Here is a 26,373-nt window from a genome sequence, read left to right as displayed (position 1 = left end):
CCTGCTGGTGCATGTCAGGTGAATTCCAGCGTTAACCACCCCTGTCGATTCCGACCAGCTCCGCTCGACATTAGATTGCCAGCCCACAGCAATCACCTACAGAAGGGAGCTGATCATGAAGCACACGGCAAAGAACACCATCTGCCTTTGGTACGACAGCGCCGCTGAGGAAGCCGCACGTTTTTATGCCGAGACCTTCCCCGATTCATCGCTCGACGCGGTGCACCGGGCGCCTGGGGATTTTCCCTCGGGCAAGGAGGGGAGCGTCTTGACGGTCGAGTTCACCGTACTGGGCGTGGCGTGCCTTGGGCTGAACGGCGGGCCTGCCTTCAAGCATAGCGAAGCGTTCTCGTTTCAGGTGGCGACCGAAGACCAGGAGGAGACGGATCGCTACTGGAACGCCATCGTCGGCAATGACGGCGAGGAGAGCCAATGCGGGTGGTGCAAGGACAAGTGGGGCATCTCCTGGCAGATTACCCCGATTGCGCTGACGAAGGCATTCACCAGTCCCGACCGCGCTGCTGCCAAGCGGGCGTTCGATGCCATGATGACGATGAGGAAAATCGACATCGCCGAGATCGAGGCAGCATTCCGCGGTTGAGATGAGAACGGGCTTATCTAAAGCCGCCGACGCTTTTCTCCAGCGTCGGCGGCTTTTTTCTTTTTCTAAGGCAGGGCTCTAGTACCTGGCTGGCAGAAAGCCCAGAGTATGCAGATATGGGAACGTATTTCCGATTAGGCATTTTGGTATTTGCTGCCCTTCTCGTGATTGTAGACTGTTTTAGGATTTTGTTCTTTCGCTTCTGTGTGGTTGGCGTGAAGGGAGCGAGCCTCGATACTTCGACTTCCCGTTCCGGTTTCTCTAATTTTAATTTAGCTGGTAGGAAGCTATGCTGTGCCCAGCGCAGATAGCCTCTTGACAATAATGTGGGCCTGATAGATTAATAGCGTAAAGGGTACGATTTTTCAGGAGTATGAGCTATCGAACGTCAATGCACCACCTACTTTCTTGAGATGACATCACGGGGCGAGCTCAAACCAAAGCCGCTCCCTGCCACATTGACCATTGTCGAGTGTGAAGAGCCCCAGTATCAGTTCAATCGATTTTTGTACCAACTGGTAGGCGCCGAGTGGGAGTGGGTTGACCTTAATAGTTGGACGGACGATCAATGGAGAGCAGTGGTAGAAAGCGACGATCATCGCACTTGGGTAGCCTATTACCGAGGCAGTATCGCCGGCTATTTCGAGCTATTCCGGCCTGATGGAAAAAATGTCGAGATCCTCTACTTTGGACTGGCACCAACTGCCATCGGGAAGGGGTTTGGCGGGCCTCTGCTGAGCCATGCAATCGAGTCGGCGTGGGATTGGCCCGGCACGCAGCGTGTTTGGGTTCACACCTGCACGTTCGACCATCCGCGTGCGCTGGATAACTACCGGTCGCGAGGGCTGAAGGTGTTTAAGGAGGAGGTTTCGTACATCGATTGAGCTTGAGGCTGCTCTTTACGGCTCCGGGAGCTTTCAGGGCAGCCCTCGGAGCCGTAGTTTTAATCAGTTTTAATCAGACCGCCAAGTGTCTCACGCCTCGATCCACACCTCGTCGCCCTTGAAGCTCACCTTCCAGGTGCGCAGGGTGACGCTTTCGTCTTCCAGACACTGGCCGTCTTCCAGGCGGAAGTGCTGCTTGTAGATCGGTGAGGCGACGACGGGCTGGCCCTTGAGGTCGCCGACGATGCCGCGGGCGATGACGTTGGCGTTGGAGAAGGGGTCGTGGTGGTCGATGGCGTAGAGTTCCTGCGCGTGGCCGGGCAAATAGAAGATGGCCACCTGGGCCGGGCCTTCCGGGGTTTCCACCCAGGCGGCGACGCCGGAGAAGGGCACCAGGTCGGCGCGGGTGCAGAGGGTTTGCCAGGTCTGGGTCATGGTCTTGGCTGCTGCGTTGGCGATTGTCATAAGAAATTCCTAGCAATGGTGTCGGGGAATCGGCGAGCGAGATGAAGCGCTAGGCGCGCGGCGGACCGAAGGCGAGACATAACGGGGGGGTTAGGCGAGCCTTCGGGGTGCCGCGCAACAACGCGCTTCGCTCGCGCAGCGATTTCCATCACGCTGGACGAAGCTGGCCGCGCTCGGTGGTATAGATGATGTCCGGGTCCGGGCGCGCGTCGTTGACGAAGCTGCGGAAGCGCTTGAGCTTCTCCGGGTCGCTGATGGCGTTGGCCCATTCGCACTCGTAGGTGTCGACCACGGCCTGCATCTGCCGCTCCAGCTCTTCACCGATGCCGAGGCTGTCCTCGAGAATCACCTGCTTGAGGTAGTCCAGGCCGCCTTCCAGGTTCTCGCGCCACACCGAGGTGCGCTGCAGGCGATCGGCGGTGCGGATGTAGAACATCAGGAAGCGGTCGATGTAGCGGAACAGCTCTTCGTCGCTGAGGTCGGTGGCGAACAGCTCAGCGTGGCGCGGGCGCATGCCGCCGTTACCGGAGACGTACAGGTTCCAGCCGTTCTCGGTGGCGATCACGCCAATGTCCTTGCTCTGGGCTTCGGCGCACTCGCGGGTACAGCCGGAAACCCCGAACTTGATCTTATGTGGCGCACGCAGGCCCTTGTAGCGGTGCTCCAGCCGGATCGCCATGCCCACGCTGTCTTGCACGCCGTAGCGGCACCAGGTGCTGCCCACGCAGGATTTCACCGTACGCAGCGATTTGCCATAGGCGTGGCCGGTCTCGAAGCCGGCTTCGATCAGCTCGCCCCAGATGGCCGGCAGGTCCTCCAGGCGCGCGCCGAACAGATCGATGCGCTGGCCGCCGGTCACTTTGGTGTAGAGGTTGTACTTCTGCGCCACCTGGCCCAGCACCACCAGCTTGTCGGGGGTGATCTCCCCGCCGGCGATGCGCGGCACCACCGAGTAGGTGCCGTTCTTCTGCATGTTGGCCATGAAGGTGTCGTTGGTGTCCTGCAGCGGGATGTGGGCCGCGTCGGTGATCGGCTCGTTGAAGCAGGAAGCGAGAATCGAGGCCACCGCCGGCTTGCAGATGTCGCAGCCAAGGCCGTGGCCCACCTTGGAACCGTGCTTCTCCATCAGCTCGCTGAAGGTCTTGATGCCCTCCACCCGGACGATGTCGTAGAGCTCCTGGCGGGTGTAGTGGAAGTGTTCGCAGATCGACTTGTCGACCTCCACGCCACGGCTCTCGAGTTCGTGATCCACCAGGGTCTTGAGCAGGGCGGCACAGCCGCCGCAGCCGGTGCTGGCCTTGGTGGCGCCCTTCACCGCGCCGAGGTCCACCGCGCCGCCGTCGATGGAGGCGCATACATCCGCCTTGGTGACGTTGTGGCACGAGCAGATCATCGCGGTGTCCGGCAGGGCGTCCGGCCCCAACGCAGGGGCGGCGCTGCTGCCGGCCGGCAGGATCAGCGAGGCCGGGTCCTCGGGCAGTTCGATGCGGTTGGCGTAGTACTGCAGCAGGGTGTCGTAGTAGCTGTTGTCGCCCACCAGCATGGCACCGACCAGGCGCTTGCCGTCGCTGGAGACCACCAGCTTGCGGTACTGCTGCTTGAGCGGGTCGAGAAAACGGAACTGGCGTGCTCCGGGTGTACGGTCGCCGTGGGCGTCGCCGATGGAGCCCACGTCGACGCCCATCAGCTTGAGCTTGGTGCTCATGTCGGCGCCCTTGAAGGGCTCATTGCCTTCAAGCAGCGTGACGGCGGCGGCCTTGGCCATCTGGTAGCCGGGGGCGACCAGGCCGAAGATGCTGTTGTTCCACAGCGCCACTTCGCCGACGGCCAGGATGGCCGGGTCGCTGGTCAGGCAGTTGTCGTCGATCACCACGCCGCCGCGCTCGCCGATCTCCAGGCCGCAGTCGCGGGCCAGCTCGTCGCGGGGGCGAATGCCGGCGGAAAAGACGATGAGGTCGGTTTCCAGCACTTTTTCGTCCTGGAACACCATGCGGTGGCGGCTGCGTTCGCCGTCGACGATCTCCTGGGTGGCGCGGCCGGTGAGCACCTGCACGCCCAGCGATTCGATCTTCTCGCGCAGCAACTCGCCGCCTTCGGTGTCCACCTGCATCGGCATCAGCCGCGGGGCGAACTCCACCACGGCGGTGTCGAGGTTGAGCCCGCGCAGGGCGTTGGCGGCTTCCAGGCCGAGCAGGCCACCGCCCACCACCACACCGGTGGCGGCGTTTTCGGCGGCTTCGCGAATGGCGTCGAGGTCCTCCAGAGTGCGGTAGACCAGACAGCCTTCACGGTCGTTGCCGGGAATCGGCGGCACGAAGGGGTAGGAGCCGGTGGCCAGCACCAGGCGGTCGTAGGGGTAGCGGTCCTGATCGGTGACCACTTCGCCCTTGTCGCGGTCGATGGTAGTCACCGCTTCGGAAAGGCGCAGCTCGATGCCGTGCTCGGCGTAGTAGTCGGCGGTGGAGAGCGCGAGCGAGGCGGCGTCACGCCCGCTGAAGTACTCGGAGAGGTGCACGCGGTCGTAGGCCAGGTGACGCTCTTCGCCGAACACGGTGATGGCGTAGCGTTCGGTGGCACCGCGCTCGACCAACTGCTCGACCAGGTGGTGGCCGACCATGCCGTTGCCGATGACGATCAGTTGCGGTTTGACGGGCGTGTTCATGCGGCCTCCTTCGCGGGGCGTTGCGGTGATTCGTTCAATGCGTCGTCGAGCCGGGCCTGGGCGTCGGCGGCGCCGAGCAGTAGGGCGGCGCGGCAGTCGCTGAGGTCGCACCCAGCCAGGGCCTGCTCGAAGTACCAGGGGCCGGAGGCGGTGTCGCCGTAGAGCACGGCGCCTTCCAGGCGGCCGTCACGCAGCAGCAGGCGGCGATAGTCGCCCTGCTGAGGGTCGCGATAGCTGAGCACTTCGTGTTCGGGCTCGGGTTCGGTGGGGCCGAAGGCGTAGAGCGAGATACCGCTGACCTTGAGCTTGGTGGCGGTCGGTTTCTCGACGTAGCCCTGGGCACTCTCGGCGCTCTCTGCACTAGCGCGGCAGAGCTTGTCGGTGAGCACTTCGACCTGCCGCCAGATCGGCTCGACCAGGCCGTAGAGATTGCCGAGGTGCTCGCAGCATTCGCCCAGGGCGTGAATGGTCGGGTCGCTGGTGGTGAGCCACTCGTCGACCACGATGCCGCGGTTGACCTCGAGCTCGGCCACCCGGCCAAGCTCGACCTGAGGCACGATGCCGATGGCCACTACCACGCAGTCGGCGGCCAGGCGGGTGCCGTCGGCGAGCAGGGCGGCGCACACCTGGCCCTCGGCGTCGGCTTCCAGGCGCTCGAGCTGGGCGTCGGTATGAATGTCGAGCCCGCGACCGCGCAGCTCGCTTTCGAGCAGGCGAGCGGCGGTGAGGTCGAGCTGGCGGTTCATCAGGCGGTCTTCGCGCTGCAGCAGGCTCACCTGCATGCCGCGTTTGCGCAGCCCTTCTGCCGCTTCCAGGCCGAGCAGGCCGCCGCCGATCACCACGGCGTTGCGGCCGGTGGCGGCGGCGCGGGCCAGGGCGTCGGCGTCGTGCAGGTCGCGGAACACGTGTACACCGCCGAGTTCGAGCCCCGGCACCGGCGGGCGGGCCGGGGTGGAGCCGGTGGCCAGCACCAGGCGGTCGTAGTCGAGTCGGCGACCGGCATCGGTGGTAAGCGTGCGTGCATCGCGGTCGATGTTTTCCACCCGTTCGCCCAGCACCAGCTCGATGCCCTGCTCGGCGTACCACTCGGCGCTGCGCAGGGTCAGGGCATCACGCTCCATTTCGCCGGCCAGCAGCGGTGAGAGCAGGATGCGGTTGTAGGCCGGTGCGGTTTCGGCACCGATCACGGTGATCGCGGGCCGCTCGGGCCGAGCGAGCAGCGCTTCGACCAGGCGGTGGCCGGCCATACCGTTGCCGACGATGACCAGACGGTCGGTTGTCGATGTCTCGGGATGTCGCTGTGGCATGCGAACACCTCCTTTCGCTGCGCTTGTCGTGGTGGTTGCCCAGTGGCTGGGCACAAACGCAACGACGCCTCGGCGCGGCCCCTGTCGATGCGAAGATCGAACCGGGTGCGCAGAGACGTCGTTGTCGCTTGCTGTGTGTGGCGACCTTCTTTGATCGCCGTTTGTCCATCAGTTTCAAGAAGCCGGCCAGGATGTGCCTGGCGGATGATTTTCTCTTCTATTTCATTGAGCTGGGGTAGGGCGGGAGGGCCGGTATGGGCATTGGCCCATACCGGCCGTGCACATCAATGGTGCGTTGCGGCATCGAAATGCACAGGGCTGTAGCACGCGGCGAGTTCGCCGGGCGAGAAGCGTCCCCCTTGAGCTTCCAGCTGTCGGGCGATGGGCTCGGCGAAGTGCAGCGCATCCTGCGGGGTGGGGCGCAGCATGCCGGCACCGTAGAGGCGCTGCCGAATGGGCGCGGCGTTGAGTTCGAGCGACTCCAGATGCCGTACCGAATGGTCCAGGTAGGGCGGCAGGGCGAGCCATGCCAGCGCCTGATGTCGGTTCTCCGGCGAGGCGGCCAGCCATTCGCTGGCCGCTACCAGGGCGCGCAGCAGGGCCGCCAGGGTGGCCGGGTAGTGCTCGGCCCAGGAGCGGGTCACGCCAAGCACTTTCTCCGGGTGGTCGGGCCATAGCTGGTCACCGGTGGCCACCAGCCGTCCGGCGCCGCAGTGCCGGGCCAGGGTGCCCCAGGGCTCGCCGGCGCAGAAGCCGTCGATCTCTCCGCTGCGCAACGCTTCCACCATACGCGGCGGCGGCAGGGCCACCAGCTCCACGTGGCGTTCGGGATCGATGTCGCCGAGGGTCAGCCATTCGCGTAGCTGATAGTGCTGGCAGGAGTAGGGATAGACCATGGCCAGGCGGGGGCGCTTGCCGCTGCCAGGGCCGCGCAACCAGTTGCCCAGTGCCAGGGCGCTGACGACCGGGGCGTCGCCCAGCGTCGCTCCGCTGGCCTCGCTGAGTGCCGTGGAAAGCGTCACGGTGTTGCCGTTACGGCTGAGCAGCAGCGGGGCCAGGGTGTCGCAGGGCGCCCGGCCCAGCCCCAGGCTCATGGCCAGCGGCATGGGGGCGAGCATCTGGGCGCCGTCGAGCAGGCCGGCAGCGACCTTGTCGCGCAGGGTGGCCCAGGCGTTCTCCCGCGAGAGGGAGACGTCGAGCCCCTGGTCGGCGAAGCAGCCGCGTTCGCGCGCGACGATCAGCAGAGCGGCATCGAGCAGCGGCACGAAGCCGAGGGTGATGCGTGCCAGTTCCGGCGAGGTGGCGTGATGGTGCGGGTGGCTCATGAGCGGGGACCCCGTTTGTCGGCGGTTCGCCCCTGGGGCGATGTCAGGTTCAGGCGCTCGAGAACGTCGATGACGCTGTCGGCGACTTCGGCGATGCGTTGGCCGCGGTCCATGGCCAGCTTGCGCAGCATGCGGTAGGCCTGCTCCTCGTCGCAGGATTGATGCTTCATCAACAGGCCCTTGGCACGCTCGATGCGCTTGCGTTCGGCCAGTTGGTTGCGTGCCTTGTCGAGCTCCTGGCGCATGCTGTGGAAGGCGTCGAAGCGGGCAATGGCCACCTCGACGATGGCCTTGACCCGCTCGGGCACCAAGCCGTCGACCACGTAGGCGCTGACCCCGGCCTTGAGCGCGGCCTGCAGCATGTCGGAGTCGTGCTGGTCGGCGAAGAACACCACCGGTCGCGGGTTCTCGCGGTTGAGCAGGGCCATGCTCTCCAGGGTGTCGCGGTCGGGGCTCTCCATGTCGATGATCACCACGTCGGGCTGGTGACGCGCGACCATCTCGTTGAGGCTGGCGGGGCTCGTCAGCCGGCAGATGACCCGGTGCCCCTCGGCCATCAGCGCTTCCTCGACCATGGCGGCGCGTACTACCTCGTCGTCGACCAGCAGGATGTTCAGGGGTGGGGGCATAGGCGTCGCTCGTGTCTGGCTATCGTATTCGGCTCGGGTTTGACCAAGGCGCTATGGCTAACGCCAAGCAATAAACATTCCAGTTGCGCTTTTTCACGCCCATGATCGCGCTCGGCGTCACTCTCCTGGTGAGTAAAAGGCCGCACAGCGGCACCGGCATGGGCCGCTCGGCACCAGCCTGGTGCATGGCCGGGCCGGGGCGCCGGGTCATGGTGCGAAGCAGCATGAAACAAGTCCCTGGGCGTTAAGGCAAAGCGTGACATCTGCCTGAAAGGGGATGGTTATTCTCGCCATGGCACGCTTTCTGCTTGATACACATCAGTAAATATCGACATGGGCGCACCGTCAGCGCCCGAGCGGCAACGACGCCCGCCAAACCTTCCCTCAGCAAGATCCCGGGGAAGAGTTGGCGGGCGTCGTCGTTTCGAGATCGTCGTTTCAAGAGTGCTCCAGAGGAGATCGACATGCGCGAGGCCCGAACCACCTGCCCCTACTGCGGCGTTGGCTGTGGCGTGGTGGCCAGCGTCGAGAAGAACGAGATCGTCGACGTGCAGGGCGACCCGCAGCACCCCGCCAACTTCGGTCGTTTGTGCGTGAAGGGCTCGGCCCTGCACGAGACGCTGGGTCATGGCGGTCGTCTGACCCGGCCCATCGTCGACGGTGTGGAGAGCGATTGGGATACCGCGCTGGATGCGGTGGCCAGCCGCCTGCGGAAGGTGCGTGACGCTCACGGCCCCGAGGCACTTGCTGCCTACCTTTCCGGGCAGCTGCTCACCGAGGACTATTACGTCGCCAACAAGCTGTTCAAGGGCTTTCTCGGTACGCCGCACCTGGATACCAATTCGCGCCTGTGCATGGCCTCGGCGGTGGCGGCCCACAAGCGCGCCTTCGGCGCCGACGCGGTGCCGTGCTGCTACGAAGATCTCGAAGAGGCCGAGCTGGTGGTGCTGGTAGGCTCCAACCTGGCCTGGAACCATCCGGTGCTCTATCAGCGTCTCAAGGTGGCCAAGCAGCGCAATCCGCTGCTGCGGGTGGTGGTGATCGACCCGCGGGTGACCGATACCTGCGAGCTCGCCGACCTCTACCTGGGGCTCAAGCCGGGCAGCGACGCCCGCCTGTTCACCGGGCTGCTGGCATGGATGGCTGCGCGCAACAAGCTCGACCGGGTGTATCTGGAGGCGCATACCCAGGGCTTCGAGGAGGCGCTTGCCGCGGCGCGGGAGCAGGAGGCCGGTGTGGAAGCCATCGCCGCCGACTGCGACCTGGATGCGGAACGTCTGGAGACCTTCTTCTACTGGTTCGCCAGCCACCTGCATGTGGTCACCCTGTTCTCCCAGGGGGTGAACCAGTCGAGCAGCGGTACCGACAAGGGCAACGCCATCATCAACTGCCACCTGGCCGGCGGCAAGATCGGCCTGCCGGGGGCGGGACCGTTCTCGATCACCGGCCAGCCCAACGCCATGGGCGGGCGTGAGGTGGGCGGGCTGGCCAACCAGCTGGCCGCCCACATGGATTACGACACCCCCGGCGCGCGGGACCGCGTGACGCGCTTCTGGGCTACCGAAGGGCTGGTGCCGTGCCTGCCCGAAGGACCGGGGCACAAGGCGGTGGCGCTGTTCGAAGCGATCGAGCGCGGCGAGGTGCAGGCGCTGTGGATCATGGCCACCAACCCGGCGGTGAGCCTGCCGCGCACCGACCGCGTGCGGGCGGCGCTGGCGAAATGCCCGCTGGTGATCGTCTCCGACTGCATGGCCAATGCCGATCTGCTGGCCTATGCCGACATCGTGCTGCCGGCTTCGAGCTGGTCGGAGAAGGATGGCACGGTGACCAACTCCGAGCGGCGCATCTCGCGCCAGCGCGGTATCCTGCCGCCACCGGGTGAGGCCCGGCACGACTGGTGGGCGCTGTGCGAGGTGGCCAAGCGGCTGGGCTTCGGCGAGGCCTTCGGCTACACCCACCCCAGCGAGATCTTCGACGAGCACGCCCGGCTCTCCGGCTTCGAGAACGGCGAGGGGCCGGGTGAGCGGCGCCGGCTGTTCGACATCTCCGGTCTGGCCGGGCTCGACCGCGCCGCCTACGATGCTTTAGAGCCGATCCAGTGGCCGGTCAATGTCGCTGCCCCCCGCGGCACCGCGCGGCTGTTCACCGACGGCCGCTTCGCCACGCCCGATGGGCTGGCGCGGATGGTAGCGGTGCGTTCGCGTGCGCCCGCCCAAGAGCTGGACGCGGCGCGCCCGCTGCGGCTCAATACTGGGCGCATTCGCGACCAGTGGCACACCATGACCCGTACCGCCCGCTCGCCGCGGCTGATGAACCACCGTGCCGAGCCGTTCATCGAGATCGCCCCGGAAGATGCCGCTGCGCTGGGGGTGGAAGAGCAGGGTCTGGCCTGCCTGCAGGGCGTCGGCGGTCGCTATGTCGGCCGCGTGCGGGTGTCGCGCGGGCAGCGCCGCGGCGAGGTGTTCGTGCCGATGCACTGGAACGGTTACTTCAGCGGCTCGGCCTTTTCCGGAGCGCTGATCGATAACCATGTCGACCCGGTTTCCGGCCAGCCGGAATCCAAGCACGGGGCGGTGGCGCTGGCGCCGCTGCCGGTGGAGTGGGAGGCCACCCTGCTGGTGGCGGACGACCTGGGTGTGGCCGAATCGCGCTGGTGCGACCGCAGCCAGTACTGGGCGCGGATTCCGCTGGGCGCCGCTCAGCGCTGGCAGCTGGCCGGCGGAGAACCAGCTAGCGCCAACGGCAGGATTGAAAGCGCCCGCGGCGAAGTCGAGAGCGCCCGCGGCGAAGTCGAGAGCGCCCGCGGCGAGATGGCCCGCGGCGAAATGGAAACCGCCTCGCCGGAGTGGCTGAGCTGGCTCGAGGCGACCCTGCCGGTGCCGCCCACCTTGTGGTGCACCGACCCGGCTAGCGGGCGCCTGCGTGCCGCGGGGGTCGATGACGCCGGGCGCCTGCGCTGGTGGTTCATGTCGGGGCCGCCCAAGGAGCTGCCCAACCTGGCCTGGCTCGCCGAGCGTTTCGGCGAAGCAGCAAGTGGCGAGAGCATGGCCGCCGAGCACCGCCGCCGCCTGCTGGCCGGCTGCGACGATGGCGCCGCCAACCAGGGGCCGGTGGTGTGTAGCTGCCATCAGGTGGGTCAACGCGCTATCCTAGGAGCCATCCGTGAAGGCGACGACAGCGTCGAGGCGCTGGGCGCCCGGCTAGCCTGTGGCACCCAGTGCGGAAGCTGCATTCCCGAGCTGAAATCGCTGATCGAAGAGGAGAAGGCCCATGCGCTCGCTGAGCCAATTGAAGACCCTGCTGTCGCCTGAGGCCTGGCTCAAGGCGCTGCTGCCGAAAACGCTGGGTCAGGCGGCACTGTCGCGCCTGCACGGCCTCGGCCATATCGTGCGCTCGCCGTTCGGCGGGTCGCGCTCCACGCCGGCGCCCACCGTGACCTTGGACGGTGAGTGTCGTGCCGGCTGCGTCTACCTGGTGGGGGCGGGCAGCGGTGACGTCGAGCTGCTAACGCTGAAGGCCGCGCGCCTGCTGCAGCAAGCCGATGCGGTGGTCTACGACCGCCTGGTGGGCGACGACGTGCTGGCGTTGATTCCCGCCGGCCACGAGCGCTACTACGTGGGCAAGGAGCGCGGCCACCACAGTGTGCCCCAGGCCGAGATCGGCGCGCTGCTGGTGAAGCTGGCACAGGAAGGTAAATCGGTGGTGCGACTGAAGGGCGGCGATCCCGGCGTGTTCGGTCGCATGGGCGAGGAGCTCGCTGCGCTGGCGGAGGGCGGCATTCAGGCCGAGATCGTGCCGGGCATCACCGCCGCCTCGGCGGCGGCGGCCGGTATGGGCATTCCGCTCACCGACCGCGCCCACGCCCAGCAGCTGCGCTTCATCACCGCCCAGCTGTGCCGCAAGGACGGCGAGCCCGACTGGGCCACCCTGGCGCGCCAGGACGAGACGCTGATCTTCTACATGGGGCTGACCAAGGTCGAGGCTATTTGCGCCGGGCTGCGGCGCAACGGGCTGCCCGACGACTGGCCGATCATGCTGGTGGCCAACGCCAGCCTGCCCGAACAGGCCTCGCTGGTGGGCACCCTGGCCGACATGCCCGCCAAACTGGCCGCCTCGCCGCTGCCTTCGCCCTGCCTGATCGTGGTCGGCAGCGTGGTGCGCATGACCGAGACGACCCCCGCCGCCGGAGACAAGGCTCTGGCAGCGCCGCCGACACCGTAACGCTCGTCACTCAAGAACACGCTCGCAGCTTCTGCTTATTAGGCGCAGCACGCTGAAGAGAGCTAGGCTGATTCTCGACCTCGACGCAGTCGGGCTGGATGCCCTCTCTTACGGCAAGGAGTTGCCATGCAGGAAATCGAGCGGAACGAGAGTGCGCTCTCACGTTTCACCCGACGCACGCTGATCGTCATCGGGCTTGCCAGCCTGGTGGCGGTGCTGCTGTTCTTCGCCAGTCAACTCATCGATGTGATGCTGCTGGTCTTTGCCAGCATTCTGGTTGCCGTGTCCATCGACGGTGCGGTGCGGCTGTGTCAGCGCTATCTGCCCTTGAGTCGACCCTGGGCGCTGTTGCTGGCGCTGCTCATGATCTGCCTGAGCATGGTGGGCTTGGGAGCTCTGATCGGCCCACGTATCGGCGAGCAGCTGCCGCAACTGGTGGCTGAACTGCCCCAGGCGTTCCAGCAGTTCCTGAACAACTTCCGTGAGCTGCCCGGCATCGAAACGGCGATGGCGGAAGTGGAGGAGCCGGCGCAACTGATCGGCGAGCCCGTCATCGACTATTTCACCAATTTCTTTGCCACCACCTTCGGCGCCATTGCCAGCTTCTTCCTGATCTTGCTGATCGGCTTCTATTTGGTGCTCAGCCCGGCCAAGTACATCGGCAACGTGTTGCTGCTGTGCCCGCCCGCAAAACGCGACCGGCTGGCCCAGGTGCTGTGCATGCAGGGCAGGGCACTGCGCCTGTGGCTGCTGAGCCGGCTCGTCTCGATGGTGTTCGTGGGCGTTTCCGTGGCGTTGGGGCTGGTCCTGCTCGGCGTGCCCATGGCTGGCGCCCTGGGCCTGGTGGCGGGGCTGTTCACCTTCATTCCCTACCTGGGGCCGATCATCGGTGCCATCCCGACGATCCTGATCGCCTTTCTCGAATCGCCCCAACTGGCGCTGTATGCCCTGATTCTCTATTTCGTGGTCGAGACCCTGGAGTCGAACCTGGTGATGCCGCTGGCCGCCAAGGGGCTGGTGCGACTGCCACCCGCCTATACCGTCATCGTGCAGCTGGCCGGGGCGGCCGTGGCCGGTGTGGCCGGCGTGATTCTCTCGACGCCCCTTGCGGTGGTTGCCGTGGTCACGCTGCAGGCGCTCTACATCAACGACGTGCTGGGGGACGACATCGAGGTTCTCGGCGGGCGCTAGAGGGCGGCCGGCTCACGCCTATCCCCCTCGACCGGTATCGTCGTGCAGTGAGACGGCCTCGCGTACGGTCTGGTGCACGATGAGGCGCAGTTCGTCATCGTCCCAGGGCTTGGTCAGGAACTTGTACACGGCGCCCTCGTTGATGGCTTCGGTGACCGTTTTCAGGTCGGTATAGCCGGAGAGCAGGATCTGCAGCGTTCGCGGGTAGAGTGCCTTGATGCGCTTGAGAAACTCCGTGCCGTTCATCTCGGGCATGCGCTGGTCGCTGATGACCAGGGCAACCTCCTCGGTGGCCAGCAGCTCGAAGGCCTGCTGGGCGCTGCTAGCGGTCAGGATGCGGTAGCCCTCGCGGCGCAGTGTGCGGGTCAGGGCGCGCAGGACGTTGATCTCATCGTCGACCAGCAGGATCGTCGGGGTCGAGGCGTCGGGCTGGGCAAGGTCGGTCTCGTGAGCCCTCGCGTTATGTTCTCTCATGAACGCGACCAGATCGTCGAAGGGCATGGGGCGAGCGAAGTAGAAGCCTTGGAAGAGATCGCACCAGAGCCTGCTGAGATAGGCATGGTGAGCCTGCGTCTCGACCCCCTCGGCGATGACCTTGAGCTGCAGGCGGTTGGCCATGGCGATGATGCCCTGGACGATGGCGGCATCGCGATGGTCGCTGATCACATCCTTGATGAAGGAGCGGTCGATCTTGATCTTGTCGATGGGCAGATGCTTGAGATAGCTCAGGCTGGAAAAGCCGGTACCGAAGTCGTCGATGACCACGCCGATACCATGCTGGCGCAGGGCGGACAGGGTCTCGATGGCCTTGTCGGTGCTGTCCATCAGGATGTTCTCGGTGAGCTCCAGCTCCAGCAGGGCGGCCGGCAGGCCGGTCTCTTCCAGCATGGCCAGCACGGCCTCGACGAACCCGCTGCGATGGAACTGCGTCGGCGAAAGGTTGACCGCCATCGGGAGCTGCCCCAACCCCATGTCCATGAGGCGGCGATTGTCCTGGCAGGCGGTGCGCACGACCCAGTCGTTGATGGCGACGATCTGGCCGGTTTCCTCGGCCAGGCCGATGAATTCTCCCGGCGGGATGAAACCACGCTCGGGATGGTGCCAGCGAATCAGCGCCTCGTAGCCGACCACGCGGCTGCTGGCACCGTGGAACTGCGGCTGATAGTGCAGCTCGAACTGACCCTCGTCGATGGCGCGCTGCAGGGCGCTGCGCAAGGCAACGCGATGGCTGACTCTGTCATCGAGCTCGCGCGAGAACCAGTAGTAGGTGTTGCGGCCGCGGCGCTTGGCCTGGTACATCGCCAGATCGGCCTGCTGAATGAGCTGGTCGGGTGCACCGCTGCCATCGTGCAGGGCGATGCCGATGCTGGCGGTGAGATGCAGCTCGCGCTGGTCGATGAGATAGGGGCGGGCGACGGCTGTGAGCAGGCGTTCGACGATGGCGATGATGTCGTCCGGTTCGGGCAGCATCACGATGAAGGCATCGCCGCCAATGCGCGCCACGGTATCGCTGCGGCGCACCTGCTGCACCAGTCTGGCGGCAACTTCGATCAGGATGCGATCGCCCTGCTCGTGACCCAGGCTGTCGTTGATCGACTGAAAATCGTCCAGGTCGAGGTAGAGCAGGGCGATACGCTGCGGCTGCCCCGGCGAGGGCGTGCAGCTCTGGCGCAGGCGCCGCTCCAGATAGTGGCGATTGGCCAGGCCGGTGAGAACGTCGTGGTCGGCATGATAGGCCAGCCGCGATTCGTACTCCCGCTCCGCCGAGATGTCGTTGAGGATGCCGATGTAGTGGCTGATCTGCTGCGTATCGTCCCTCACCGGAGAAATGTGTAGATCGTTCCAGAAGGGCGAGCCATCCTTACGATAGTTGCACAGGGTCATGTGGAAATCGCGCTGTGCGTCGAGCTCGCGACGAATGCGCTGACCCAGGGCAGGGTCGGGCTGGTCGCCCTGCAGAAAGCGGCAGTTACGCCCCATGACCTCGTCGCGGCTGTAGCCGGTGATGCGTTCGAACGCGGCATTGACGTAGACGATGGGCAGGTCGGGCGCGCGGGCATCGGCAATGACCACGCCGTTGACGCTGGATTCGATGCCTCGCTCGAGGATGCGCAGCTTTACATCGGCTTTCTTGCGCTGGCCGATGTCCTGGAAATAGATCGCCAGCCCCTCTTCGTTGGGGTGGACGTTCACCTCCACCCACAGATCGAGCTTGGCATAATAGGCCTCGAAGCTGGCCGGTACCGACTCGTCGAAGGCGCGACGATACTCCGTTTCGAAGCGGGTGCCCTTGACATCGGGAAAGGCGTCCCACAGCAGCTGGCCGACCAACGCTTCCCGAGGGCTTCCGATGATGCGCTCAGCCGCCGGATTGACGTTGGTGATGCACCACTCCTTGTCCACCTTGATGAAGCCATCGGTGATGCTTTCCAGTAGGCGATTCAGGCGCGCCTCGAGGCGCTTGCACTGCTCCTGGCAGCTTGCAAGCTGAAGCTCGAGAGCGTTACTCATCGTCCTTGTCCTCGCGATACACCAGGATCGTGTAGCGCTGATTCTCGGCTTCTTCGAGCAACATCAGCTTCTCGATCAGGTGGGCCGTGAGCTCCTTGCCCTCATGCAGCAGCAGCATGCCGCTGGTGGAACGAATGTCCTGAGCGAGTACCATCCTGGGCTGAAGCTGGCGGGTTTCCAGTGCCGTCACTGGGCGGCCATGGCTTTCGAGGTCGGGCGCCTTGTCCTGGCACAGGGCAATGAAAGCCCGGCACAGGCTGGGGTCGTAGAGGCGCCCGCTGAACTTGCGCAGCAGTTCCAGCGCACGTGGGCGAGTCACCTGCTGCGGCAGGATCATGCCGCGCTGCAGCTCGATGAAGTCGACGGCGAGCCCCAGCAGGCGGGAGCCATAGGGAATGGCTTCGCCCTGCAGTCGGTCGGGAAAGCCATTGCCGTTCCAGTGCTCTCGGTGATGGCGAATCAGCCGTGCTGTCCCTTCCATGTGCTCCAGGGACATCAGCAGGTTTTCCCCGGTGGTCGGGTAACGGCGATAGAGTTCGCGCTGCTCGCCCGTGAGCTGCTCGGCGGGGGAAGCGATCATGCGGTCGCTCCAGGCCAGCTTGCCCAAGTTATAGAGGGCAGCGGCCAGTTCCAGTTCATGCTGCAGCTTTTCGTCCAGGCCGTGCTCTGTGGCGAAGGCTTGTACCAGGGCGCCTACCTTGGCATTGGTTTGATAGCGCGGCGGGAAACGCTGACTGAGCAGTGACGAGAAGACCTTGGTGGCCGTCACGTAGCTCTTGCGCAGCTCCTGGAAGGCCACTTCCAGCATGTCGGAGGTCTGCTTGAGCTCCTGGGTACGCGCTTCGACGCGCTGCTCCAGCGTCGCGTTGAGCGCGGCGAGCTCCTGGTTTTGAGTTCGCGTGAGTGCTTCCAGCCGCTTTCTCTCACTCTCGGCGTGCTGATGCTGAAGGGCCTGACGCAGGGTCAGGCGTAGCCCATCGTCGTCCCAGGGCTTGGCCAGATAGCCATAGATGTGACCGTCGTTGATGGCACGCACGGTAGCGGCCAGATCGCTCTGACCGGTGAGCAACAGGCGCTGACAGTTCGGCCATTGCTGGCGAACCCGTGTACACAGCTCGGCGCCGTCCATGTCGGGCATCAGGAAGTCGCAGAGCAGTAGATCGATCGGTTCGCGTTCGAGTATCGCCAGGGCGGAAGGGCCATTTTCTGCGGTGTGCAATACATACCCTTCATGACGCAGCACTCGGGAGAGCGAGGCGAGCACATTGGGTTCATCGTCGACCAGCAGCAGCCTGGCGGGTACGGGTTCCTGTGCCACGTCTTCCATGCAGCTTCCTCCCATCCTGGTGAGAACTGTGCCGAAACGGCTTTATTAACACTTATCGGCAGATGAAGAGGAAGCTTTAGGAAATTCAGCCCGGGAGGTGCTCGAGAATGGTATCGACGCTGCTCTTGTCGATCACGCCACGTTCGGTATCGATGCCTACGTAGCTGACGACACCATCCTCGGCGATCAGCGCGAAGCGCAGGCTGCGGATGCCCATGCCGGCGCCGCTGGCGTCTTTCTCCATGCCCAGGGCACGGGTCAGCTCGGCATTGCCGTCGGCCAGCATCAGAATCGCCTGGGCGTTCTGATCCTTCTGCCAGGCGCGCATCACGAAGGCGTCGTTGACCGACATGCAGGCCAGCGTATCCACTTTTTCCAGCACCTTGTCGGCCTTGATCACGAAGCCTGGCATGTGGGTATTCGAACAGCCCGGCGTGAAGGCCCCGGGTACGCCGAACAGCACCACGCGCTTGCCGCTGAAGATGTCGCCGGTGGAGATATCCTCGGGGCCGTCGGGGCCGATGGTCTTGATCGTTACGTCGGGGATCTTGTCGCCTACCGAAATGGGCATGGGCAGCTCCTTGTCTGGGGATGGGGTCTTGGCATCGCCTGGATACTGTAGAGCAATTCCTGGATCAGGGTCGTTGCCGAATGTAGCGAGTTTCAACTGCCCTGATAGGCATCGAAGACTTCCTGGCCGGTCATGTTGTGGGTCTCGTTGGCAAAACGGTAGTACTCGGGTTTCTGGTCGATGAAGATCTGGGTGTCGAAGGTCCAGGCTTCGCCGCCATCCACCAGGCCTACCGGAACGGCATAGTGATCGCCGGTCTTCAGCCGGTAGAAGAGGTGGGTGCCGCAGCGCTTGCAGAAACCTCGCTCCGCCCAGTCCGACGAGGGATAGACGGTGACGTTCTCCTCGCCTTCGATCTCGATGTCGCTGACCGACTCCAACGCCAGCAGCGGCCCGCCGCCCCAGGTGCGGCACATGCTGCAGTGGCAGGCGCCGACATTCTGCTTATGGGCGGCCACCGCCACGTTGACGGCACCGCACAGGCAGCTGCCGCGCGCGTTCATTCCATCCATCATCCATTTTCTCCTGCGTTACACGACGGAAAGGGTTACCGACTCCAGCAGTGTAGCCATACCGGCGCCAGGCCACTCGTCTCCTTTTCAAACTGTATGGATGGATATCCAACGCTGCCTGACCAGAGGCGAGGGAGCGATGTTTGCTACGGTGTGTAGAGTCAAATGACGTCAGGGAGACGGCACATTGCAGCGACGCAAGAAGCTCAAATGGATAGGAGCCACTGCACTGACGGTTGCGTTACTCTTCGCGATCGGTGCGGTCATGATGTCCAACCTCACCCCCAAGCCCAAACGTTTGGTCGAGCCGATAGTGATCGATCATGGCCTCGACGACCCACGCTTCATGCGGTCGTTGGGACAGATCCTTCCGCATCCCCTCGTTGGCGGCAACGGTATCGACCATATCGAGGGTGGCGAGGCGATTTATGCGGCCAAGCTCGACGCCATCGCTGCGGCGCAACATTCCATTAACTTCGAGGTTTTCGAATTCTTTGGTGACGAGGCGGCGGCGGCCTTCGCCGACGCGCTGGCCGAGGCGGCCGAGCGGGGCGTGGCCGTACGCGCATTGCTCGACTACGTAGGTACCATGCCCGCCGAGGAGGAACATCTCGAACGCATGGAGGAGGCCGGGGTGGAGGTGATTCGCTGGCGCGAGCCGGCCTGGTACCAACTGCCGCAGTTCAATCACCGCACCCATCGCAAGCTGCTCATCGTCGATGGTGAAATCGGCTTTACCGGGGGCGCCAACGTCACCGACAGCTGGCTGCCGGAAGACGACGCGCCGGGTTACCGCGACCACCACTTCCGCATTACCGGACCGGTAGTGGGCAACATGCAGGCGGCCTTCGTCGAGGTCTGGCTCGAGGCGAGCGGGGAGCTGCTGCACGGCGAAGACTACTTCCCCGAGCTAGAACCTCAGGGAGAGCTGCTCATGCAGATGGTCAGCAGCAAGCCTCGCGAGGGCATGCATCGGATTCGCATGATGTTCAAGTACGCCATCGCTGCCGCCCAGGAGCGCATCACGATCTCCTCGGCCTATTTCTACCCCGACCCAAGCTTCCTCGATGCGCTGACCGAAGCCGCCGAGCGAGGCGTCGAGGTGCGTATTCTGGTGCCCGGCGACAGCATCGATTACGGCTTCGTCCGGCATGCCTCGGTGAACCGCTGGCGCCCCATGCTCGAAGCAGGAGTGGAGATCTACGAGTATCAGCCTGCCATGTACCACGCCAAGCTGATCAGCATCGACGACCGCTGGGCCAGCATCGGCTCCACCAACATCGACAACCGTTCGTTTCGCATCAACAAGGAGGGCAACGTCAACGTCTACGACGAGGACTTCGCCCGCTACGTTCGTGGCCTGGTAGAGGACGATCTCGACGACGCCATCCTCTATACCGTCGAGCGCTGGGAAGAGCGCCCCTGGCACAAGCGCCTGGTGGGCTGGGTGAGCATGATCGCCGGCGCGCATTATTGAGCCGGCGGCGCATGGGGGGAGCTAGCCGAGCGATTCCTGCGCACGTTCCTGAATCAGGATGCGCAGCGCGGCGGCGGCGGCCGAGAGCGGGTGACGGTGGCGGATGACGATACCCAGCGGCCTTTCTACGTCCGGTGTCGTCAACGGCCGGTACTCGATGCCCTGGGTGGATATCTGACGAAAGCTGAGCCGCGGCAGCACGCTGATGCCGAGCCCGGCGGCGACCATGCGCCCCACGGTGGCGATCTGGCTGGCATCGCAGAGGATCGTGAGCGGCTCCCCCACCTCGGCCATGATGCGGTCGATCTCCTGGCGCGAGCTGGAGAGACGGTTGATGCCGATGAACGGGTGACCGGCCAACTGCCGCCAGGCTAGGCTCTCGTGTGCCAGCAGTGGGTGGCCGCTGGGGCACACCGCCACGTAGCGGTCCATCAGCACCGGCTCGAAGGCCAGCTCCTCGGTGTCGTGGGGCGCCACGGAAAGGCCCAGGTCGGCGCGTCCCTCACGCACCATCTGACTGACCTGCTCGGCCAGCACGTCGTGCAGGCTCAGGTTGATGCGCGGGTAGCGGGCATGGAAGGCGGCGATGATGCCCGGCAGCAGGCCCGCCGCCAGGGTGGGCAGGGCAGCCACGGTGACCTTGCCGCGCTGCTTGGAGAAGCGCTCCTCGAGATCCTCGAAGGCCTCGGACCAGTCGTTGAGCAGACGCACCGCCACTGGCAGGAAGGCCTCGCCCTCCGGGGTCAGGGTCAGCTGACGCGTGGTGCGCGAGAACAGCGCGCCGCCCACCGCCTCTTCCAGCTTGCGCAGGGCGATGGAGATCGCCGGTTGGGAGAGGTGAATGCGCTCACTGGCTTCGGCCAGGCTGTTCGACTGGGCCACGGCGACGAAGGCGCGCAGCTGCTTGATGCTGGGTTTCATTTAGAAAGTAAAACACAATTTAAAAACAATTCAATATACAAAATAGTTGGCCCAATCCAAGCTGCTTCATGGGGAAACCCACATGCAACACGACAAGAACAAGCCCGCAAGCCGGGCCCAAGGAGCCACTCATGAAGCCAACGCTGAAGACCCTGCTGGCCGCTGCCGCCAGCGCTACCTTCCTTACCGCGGGCATGGCGCAAGCCAACGAGCGCCTGCTGATCGGTTCGACCTCCAGCTCGTCGAGCCACTACGGCTACTTCGTCGCCGTCAACCAGATCATCAACAGCCAGGTCGAGGGCGTGAGCGCCTCGGTGGCGGAAACCGGTGCCACCGTCGACAACCTGCGCCGCCTGAGTCGCAATCAGATCGACATGGGCCTGGTCACCACCAACACCGGCTACCACGCCTACGCCGGCCAGGAGGACTTCGACGGCCGCCCGGTCGACAGCCGCCTGCTGTGGGTCTATACCGTCGCTCCGCAGAACGTGGTGATGCGTCAGGATGCCGGCGTCTCGACCCTCGAGGACCTCGATGGTGTGCGCTTCAACCCGGGCATCACCGGTTCGGCCACCGAGAAGACTACCGAGGCGGTAATGCGTACCCTCGGCATCTCGCCCAACTACGTACGCGGTTCCACCACCGACATCGTCGATGCGATGAAGGATGGCCGGGTGATGGGCTCGGCCAAGTCCGGCGTCGGCAACCGTCTCGACGGTTCGAGCATGGACATCGCCACCTTCACCCCGATCAGCGTGATCTCGCTCACCGACGAGCAGGCCGCCACGCTGCGCGAGGAGATGCCCGACGTGGCCATCATCGACGTGCCCGAAGGTGCCGGTGAGGGTATTCCGGCCTACACCACCTGGGCCTTCGGCGTGGCCGTACACGCCCATCCGGATCTCGACGAGGAGACCGCCTACCAGATCGTCAAGGCGGTGATGGAAAACCCCGAGCCCCAGGCCAACGCCTTCTCCGCGGTGCGCGACGCCGATCTGGCGCAGATGACACTGGAAGTGGGCACCGTGCCGCTGCACGCCGGGGCGGCCCGCTACTTCGAGGAGCAGGGCCTGGAGATTCCCGACGCGCTGCGGCCCGTCGAGTAACGGCCAGGGGAGACGATTGCCATGCGCGAGAACCTGACCAAGCTGCTGGCCCTCTTGCTGGGCGGGCTGATCCTCTACACCTCGGCGACCGGCCCCTTCGAGAGCATGGTACAGCGGGGCATCTTTCTTGCGCTGGTGATCCTGCTGGGGCTGACGCTCTATCCGCTGGGCGCGGGCAAGCGCTGGCGCCCGCTGGGGCTGGCCTGCGACCTGGGGCTGGCAGCCGGCGTGGTGCTGGCCTGCGGCTACGTGGTGATGAACTACGAACGCATTCTCGTCGAGCTGCCCTGGGCCACGCCGCGGGACATGCTATTCACCGCCGTGCTGGTGGTGGCGGTGCTGGAGCTGTCGCGGCGTGCCATCGGCGTTATCTTTCCGCTGCTGGTGTTGGCGGGGCTGGCCTACGCCTGGCTCGGCGCGGCGATTCCCGGACCGCTGGGGCATCGCGGCTTCGATCTCTACTACATCACCGAGACGCTCTATCTCGGCGATCTCGGTGTGTGGGGCATGCTGGTGGGCGTGGCCGCCACTACCATCGCCGCCTTCGTGCTGTTCGGCTGCCTGCTGTTGCACACCGGCGGCGGCCAGACCTTCATGGACCTGGCGCTGCGTATCAGTGGGCGCTCGCCGGGAGGTGCGGCCAAGGTGGCCACCGTGGCCTCGGGGCTATTCGGCATGGTCAGCGGCAGTGCGGTAGCCAACGTAGCCACCACCGGCAACTTCACCATTCCGATGATGAAGCGCCTCAAGTACCCGGCGCCCTTCGCTTCGGGGGTGGAGGCGGTGGCCTCCACCGGTGGTCAGATCGCACCGCCGATCCTCGGTGCGGCGGCCTTCATCATGGCCGAGATCCTCGGCGAGAGTTACCTGCGCATCGCCCTGGCGGCGCTGCTGCCGGCCATCCTGTTCTATCTCGGTGTGTTCCTGACCATTCATCTGGTGGCGCGGCGGCGCAACCTGCAGGTGGTGCCCGACGAGGAGCTACCCACCTGGCCCGAGGTGCTGCGCCCGGAGCGGATCATTCCCATCCTGGCGGCGCTGGGCGGGCTCTTCTACGGCGTGCTTTCCGGACGCTCGATCCAGATGTCGGCCTTCTACGGCATTCTGATGACGATACTGACCTTCGTGCCCTTCGCTCTGCTGGCGCGCACTCCGCTGCGCGAGATCGCCGGCAAGCTGCTTTCGGGGCTGATCGATGCCGGCAAGGGTATGGTGATCATCGGCGTGCTGCTGGCCGGCGCGCAGATGCTGGTGGCGATGATCGGCATGACCGGCATCGGCGTGACCCTGGCCAGCCTGATCGTCAACGTGGGCGGGCAGTCGCTGTTCCTGGTGGCCTTCATCGTCGGCGGGGTGTGTCTGATCCTGGGCATGGGCATTCCCACCACGGCGGCCTACGTGCTGGTGGCCTCGGTGCTCGCGCCAGCGCTCACCAGCATCGGCGTCGAACCGCTGATCGCCCACCTGTTCGTGTTCTACTTCGCCACCCTGTCGGTTATCACGCCGCCGGTGTGCGTGGCGGTATTCGTCGCGGCGGGCATCGCTGGGACCAACTGGCTGCCGGCGGCGGTAGAGGCGGTGCGCCTGGCGGCGGCGATCTACGTGATCCCGTTCCTGCTGCTGATCTATCCCGCCCTGGCCGGCTTCGGCAGCGCCATCGACATTCTGCTGGCCAGCTCCCAGGGCGTGGTGTTCGTGCTCGCCTTCGCCACGCTGATGTCGCGGGTCGCCGTTACCGGCAGCCGGCTGCTCGATGTCGCGGGCTTGGGGCTGGTGGTGGGCCTGGCACTCATTCCCGGCTGGCTGACTACCAGCGGCGCATTGCTGCTGCTGGTGGCGCTCTACGCCCGGCGGCGTCAGCGTCTGGCAGCGGCTCCGGTCGCTGCTAAGGCCCCAGGTGCACATGGCATGACGGCCAAGGAGACCCACTCATGACCTTTCTGTTGGGCAGTGGCGCCGGCTTTTCCGGCGACCGTACCGATGCCGCCATTCCCGTGGTGAGAGAGCTGATCCGCCGCGGCCAGCCCGCCGCGCTGATCTTCGAGACCCTGGGCGAACGTACCCTCGCCGCGGCTCACCGCGCCCTGCGCGACGACCCGACGGCGGGCTACGAGCCATTGCTGGAAGAGCTGCTCACTCCGGTGCTCGACGACTGCCTGCAGCACGGCATCGCCATTCTCGGCAACTTCGGTGCGGCCAACCCGGACGGCGCCTGCGGCGTGGTAGCCGAACTGGCCGCCCGCAGCGAGCGGGGCGGGGCGAGAATCGGCCGGGTGCACGGCGACGATATCCGCGCACGGCTGGGCGAAGTCGATCTCGAGCGCTGGGAGGCGGAGAGCCGCGAGCTGCCCGGCGAAGAGGCGCTGATCTCGGCCAACGTCTATCTCGGTGCGGCACCGCTGGTCGAGGCGCTGGAGCTTGGCGCCGAGGTAGTGGTCAGCGGTCGGGTGGCCGATCCGGCGCTGTTCCTGGCGCCGCTGGTGCACCACTTCGGCTGGGCCTGGAACGACTGGGACCGCCTGGCTGCGGGCATGATGGCCGGCCATCTGGGCGAGTGCGGCGCGCAGGTCACGGGGGGCTATTTCGCCGACCCCGGCTGCAAGGAGGTGCCGGGCCTGGCCCAGGTCGGCTATCCGATCATCGAGGTGGAGGAAGACGGCAGCCTGGTGGTGACCAAGCCCGCCGGCACGGGCGGCACCGTCACCGAACGCACGGTCAAGGAACAGCTGCTCTACGAGGTGCACGACCCGGCCAACTACCTGACCCCCGACGTGGTGGTGGATCTTTCCGCCGTGCGGGTAGAGCAGATCGGCCCCGACCGGGTGGCGGTGCGCGGAATTCGCGGCAAGCCGGCGCCGCAGCGGCTCAAGACCACCGTCTGCTACGAGGGCGGCTGGCAGGGCGAGGCGGAGATCTCCTACGCCGGCCCCAACGCGCTGGCCCGGGCGCAGCTGGCCGCCGAGGTGTTGCGCGAGCGACTTACCTTCCGCGCGCCGCCGGAGCTGCGCACGCGGCTGGACATCGTCGGCCATGCCAGTGTGTTCGACAGCGATGCCGGTGATCTGCAGCGCAGCGTGCCGGCAGCCGCTGGCGGTGACTATCGACTGCGGCTGGCCGCCGAGCATGCCGAGCGGCGCTGGGTGGAGCGAGCGACCCAGGAGCTGCTGGCACTGTACTGTGCTGGCCCGGCCGGCGGGGGCGGGGTGCGCCGGCAGTTTCAGCGGCGCGTATGCACCGCCTCCTACCTGGTGCAACGCAGCGACGTGGAAGCCTTTGCCACCTTGTTCGATACCACTCTTTTCGAGACGAAGATGGCCAACGAGAGGAGGGTCGCCCATGGCGCACGCTGACGTGAACTCGGCCGCAAGCCCCCGGGCGGGGCATGCGGTAGCCCTTCACCGCCTTGCCCATGCCCGCGCTGGCGACAAGGGCGACCGGCTCAACCTGGCGCTGTTTGCCTATGAGTCAAGTCACTACGACACCCTAGTGGAACAGGTCACCGAAGAGCGGGTGCTGGCGCTGTTCGCCCATCGCGGTGCCAGCCGGGTGCGCCGCTACCTGATGCCGGGCCTGGCCGGCATGAACCTGGTGATCGACGACGTGCTGCAGGGCGGGGTCAACGGCGCCCTCAACCTGGACGGACACGGCAAGACGCTCTCCTATCTGCTGCTGGGCATGAGCGTGACGCTCGCGGACGATCTTTAAGGTCGGCTCCAACGCCAACGGGCCACCCTTGGGTGGCCCGTTGGCGTTGGGGCAGGGCGAGGCTCACGCCTTGGCTCTGGCCTTCTCCTTGGCTTTCTCCTTTTCGTCTTTCTGCTTCTCGCCTTTCTCCTTCTCGCCGACGGCACCGCGCCGCTGGGCCAGGCTCTCCACCTTGCGCTGCTTCTCGTAGAGAAAGCGCAGCACCTCCTGGCGGTAGTGGTTGTAGCGCGGATCGTCGGCCAGGGCGATACGGTCGCGGGGGCGTGGCAGCTCGATGTCGAGAATCTCGCCGATGCGCGCCGAAGGGCCGTTGGTCAGCATCACGATACGATCCGAGAGCAGCACCGCCTCGTCGACGTCGTGGGTGATCATGATCACGGTGTTGCCCAGCTCGTCCTGGATGCGCATCACTTCCTCCTGCAGGTGGGCGCGGGTCAGGGCGTCGAGCGCACCGAAGGGCTCGTCGAGCAGCAGCACCTTGGGCTCCATGGCCAGCGCTCGGGCGATGCCCACGCGCTGCTTCATGCCGCCGGAGATCTCCGCCGGGCGCTTGTCCAGCGCATGCCCCATGCCGACCATCTCCAGGTTCTTGATGATCCACTCGTGGCGCTCGGCCTTGTTCTTGGTGCGTGCACAGGTCTTGTTCACCGCCAGGGCCACGTTCTCGTAGACGGTGAGCCAGGGCAGCAGCGAGTGGTTCTGGAACACCACGCTGCGGTCGGGCCCCGGTGAGTTGACCTCCTTGCCGTCGAGGATCACCGCGCCGGAAGTGGATTCGGTGAGCCCGGCGACGATGTTGAGCAGGGTCGACTTGCCGCAGCCGGAGTGTCCGATGATGGAGATGTACTCGCCGCGGTCCACGGTCAGATCGATGCCCTTGAGCACTTGGCTCTCCACGCCCTTGGCATGGAAGGTCATGTCGACGTTTTCGATACTCAGATAGCGGTTGCTCATGTTC

General features: G+C 65.4%; 21 protein-coding genes. 10 read left to right on the top strand and 11 right to left on the bottom strand.

Annotation, left to right across the window (positions count from 1 at the left end; all coding sequences use genetic code 11):
- Positions 1-115 precede the first annotated feature (115 nt).
- Together B8115_RS19175 and B8115_RS19170 are read left to right on the top strand one after the other, a co-directional pair.
- Positions 116-601 carry a VOC family protein gene (locus B8115_RS19175; RefSeq protein WP_010629468.1) on the top strand — a complete coding sequence of 162 codons (486 nt, stop codon included), beginning with the start codon at positions 116-118 and terminating at the stop codon, positions 599-601.
- Between the two features lie 413 nt (positions 602-1,014).
- The gene (locus B8115_RS19170; RefSeq protein ID WP_010629467.1) at positions 1,015-1,485 is read left to right on the top strand and encodes a GNAT family N-acetyltransferase; all 471 of its coding nucleotides are present in this window, start codon (positions 1,015-1,017) and stop codon (positions 1,483-1,485) included.
- 90 nt (positions 1,486-1,575) lie between these two features.
- On the opposite strand, the gene nirD is transcribed toward B8115_RS19170, so the two are convergent.
- The 5 genes from nirD to B8115_RS19145 all read right to left on the bottom strand — a co-directional run bounded on the left by nirD (position 1,576) and on the right by B8115_RS19145 (position 7,873).
- Positions 1,576-1,950 carry a nitrite reductase small subunit NirD gene (nirD, locus tag B8115_RS19165; protein WP_010629466.1) on the bottom strand — a complete coding sequence of 125 codons (375 nt, stop codon included), beginning with the start codon at positions 1,948-1,950 and terminating at the stop codon, positions 1,576-1,578.
- 148 nt (positions 1,951-2,098) lie between these two features.
- Positions 2,099-4,612 carry a nitrite reductase large subunit NirB gene (gene nirB / locus B8115_RS19160; protein ID WP_010629465.1) on the bottom strand — a complete coding sequence of 838 codons (2,514 nt, stop codon included), beginning with the start codon at positions 4,610-4,612 and terminating at the stop codon, positions 2,099-2,101.
- Positions 4,609-5,919, bottom strand: coding sequence for an NAD(P)/FAD-dependent oxidoreductase (locus B8115_RS19155; RefSeq protein ID WP_010629464.1), 1,311 nt, complete (start codon positions 5,917-5,919; stop codon positions 4,609-4,611). Before B8115_RS19155 ends, nirB begins: the two co-directional genes overlap by 4 nt.
- A 284-nt stretch (positions 5,920-6,203) precedes the next feature.
- A complete protein-coding gene (locus B8115_RS19150) occupies positions 6,204-7,244 on the bottom strand; it encodes a CmpA/NrtA family ABC transporter substrate-binding protein (RefSeq protein ID WP_010629463.1) in 1,041 nt (346 codons plus the stop codon).
- On the bottom strand, positions 7,241-7,873 hold the full coding sequence (locus B8115_RS19145; RefSeq protein ID WP_010629462.1) for an ANTAR domain-containing response regulator: 633 nt from the start codon (positions 7,871-7,873) through the stop codon (positions 7,241-7,243). The genes B8115_RS19150 and B8115_RS19145 overlap by 4 nt, the downstream gene beginning before the upstream one ends.
- A 464-nt stretch (positions 7,874-8,337) precedes the next feature.
- Here B8115_RS19145 and B8115_RS19140 point away from each other — a divergent pair, with 464 nt between their 5' ends.
- The 3 genes from B8115_RS19140 (at position 8,338) to B8115_RS19130 (ending at position 13,285) form a co-directional block, all read left to right on the top strand.
- Positions 8,338-11,184, top strand: coding sequence for a nitrate reductase (locus tag B8115_RS19140; RefSeq protein ID WP_010629461.1), 2,847 nt, complete (start codon positions 8,338-8,340; stop codon positions 11,182-11,184).
- Complete coding sequence (cobA, locus tag B8115_RS19135; RefSeq protein ID WP_010629460.1) at positions 11,144-12,094, top strand: uroporphyrinogen-III C-methyltransferase; 951 nt, start codon at positions 11,144-11,146, stop codon at positions 12,092-12,094. Before B8115_RS19140 ends, cobA begins: the two co-directional genes overlap by 41 nt.
- Positions 12,095-12,220: 126 nt before the next feature.
- Positions 12,221-13,285, top strand: coding sequence for an AI-2E family transporter (locus B8115_RS19130; RefSeq protein ID WP_010629459.1), 1,065 nt, complete (start codon positions 12,221-12,223; stop codon positions 13,283-13,285).
- Between the two features lie 18 nt (positions 13,286-13,303).
- Here the strand turns inward: B8115_RS19130 and B8115_RS19125 are convergent, their stop codons facing one another.
- The 4 genes from B8115_RS19125 to B8115_RS19110 form a co-directional block, all read right to left on the bottom strand.
- A complete protein-coding gene (locus B8115_RS19125) occupies positions 13,304-15,796 on the bottom strand; it encodes an EAL domain-containing protein (protein ID WP_010629458.1) in 2,493 nt (830 codons plus the stop codon).
- On the bottom strand, positions 15,789-17,123 hold the full coding sequence (locus B8115_RS19120; RefSeq protein ID WP_010629457.1) for an HD domain-containing phosphohydrolase: 1,335 nt from the start codon (positions 17,121-17,123) through the stop codon (positions 15,789-15,791). Before B8115_RS19120 ends, B8115_RS19125 begins: the two co-directional genes overlap by 8 nt.
- A gap of 85 nt (positions 17,124-17,208) precedes the next feature.
- Positions 17,209-17,694, bottom strand: a complete 486-nt coding sequence (locus B8115_RS19115) for a peroxiredoxin (RefSeq protein ID WP_010629456.1) — start codon at positions 17,692-17,694, stop codon at positions 17,209-17,211.
- 92 nt (positions 17,695-17,786) lie between these two features.
- Positions 17,787-18,206, bottom strand: a complete 420-nt coding sequence (locus B8115_RS19110) for a GFA family protein (RefSeq protein WP_346657474.1) — start codon at positions 18,204-18,206, stop codon at positions 17,787-17,789.
- Between the two features lie 187 nt (positions 18,207-18,393).
- Between B8115_RS19110 and B8115_RS19105 the strand changes: the two genes are divergently transcribed.
- Positions 18,394-19,683, top strand: coding sequence for a phosphatidylserine/phosphatidylglycerophosphate/cardiolipin synthase family protein (locus B8115_RS19105; RefSeq protein WP_010629454.1), 1,290 nt, complete (start codon positions 18,394-18,396; stop codon positions 19,681-19,683).
- Between the two features lie 21 nt (positions 19,684-19,704).
- Here B8115_RS19105 and B8115_RS19100 read toward each other — a convergent pair whose 3' ends face one another.
- Complete coding sequence (locus B8115_RS19100; RefSeq protein ID WP_010629453.1) at positions 19,705-20,604, bottom strand: LysR family transcriptional regulator; 900 nt, start codon at positions 20,602-20,604, stop codon at positions 19,705-19,707.
- 131 nt (positions 20,605-20,735) lie between these two features.
- On the opposite strand from B8115_RS19100, the gene B8115_RS19095 reads away from it, so the two are divergent.
- From B8115_RS19095 to B8115_RS19080, 4 genes are read left to right on the top strand one after another with little or no spacing between them, the layout of a single operon-like run.
- Entirely contained in the window at positions 20,736-21,710 is a 975-nt protein-coding gene (locus B8115_RS19095; protein WP_010629452.1) for a TAXI family TRAP transporter solute-binding subunit, read from the top strand.
- Between the two features lie 21 nt (positions 21,711-21,731).
- Positions 21,732-23,645, top strand: coding sequence for a TRAP transporter fused permease subunit (locus B8115_RS19090; protein ID WP_010629451.1), 1,914 nt, complete (start codon positions 21,732-21,734; stop codon positions 23,643-23,645).
- Positions 23,642-25,060 carry an acyclic terpene utilization AtuA family protein gene (locus B8115_RS19085; RefSeq protein ID WP_010629450.1) on the top strand — a complete coding sequence of 473 codons (1,419 nt, stop codon included), beginning with the start codon at positions 23,642-23,644 and terminating at the stop codon, positions 25,058-25,060. Before B8115_RS19090 ends, B8115_RS19085 begins: the two co-directional genes overlap by 4 nt.
- Positions 25,047-25,415, top strand: coding sequence for a hypothetical protein (locus B8115_RS19080; RefSeq protein WP_010629449.1), 369 nt, complete (start codon positions 25,047-25,049; stop codon positions 25,413-25,415). The genes B8115_RS19085 and B8115_RS19080 overlap by 14 nt, the downstream gene beginning before the upstream one ends.
- 63 nt (positions 25,416-25,478) lie before the next feature.
- Here the strand turns inward: B8115_RS19080 and B8115_RS19075 are convergent, their stop codons facing one another.
- Entirely contained in the window at positions 25,479-26,369 is an 891-nt protein-coding gene (locus B8115_RS19075; RefSeq protein ID WP_010629448.1) for a nitrate ABC transporter ATP-binding protein, read from the bottom strand.
- Positions 26,370-26,373: the final 4 nt, after the last annotated feature.

The organism is Halomonas sp. KM-1 (assembly GCF_000246875.1).
Classification (GTDB): Bacteria; Pseudomonadota; Gammaproteobacteria; order Pseudomonadales; family Halomonadaceae; genus Halomonas; species Halomonas aerodenitrificans.
The sequence above is the reverse complement of the archived record's forward strand: the minus strand, read 5'-3'. Positions and strand labels throughout refer to the sequence as shown.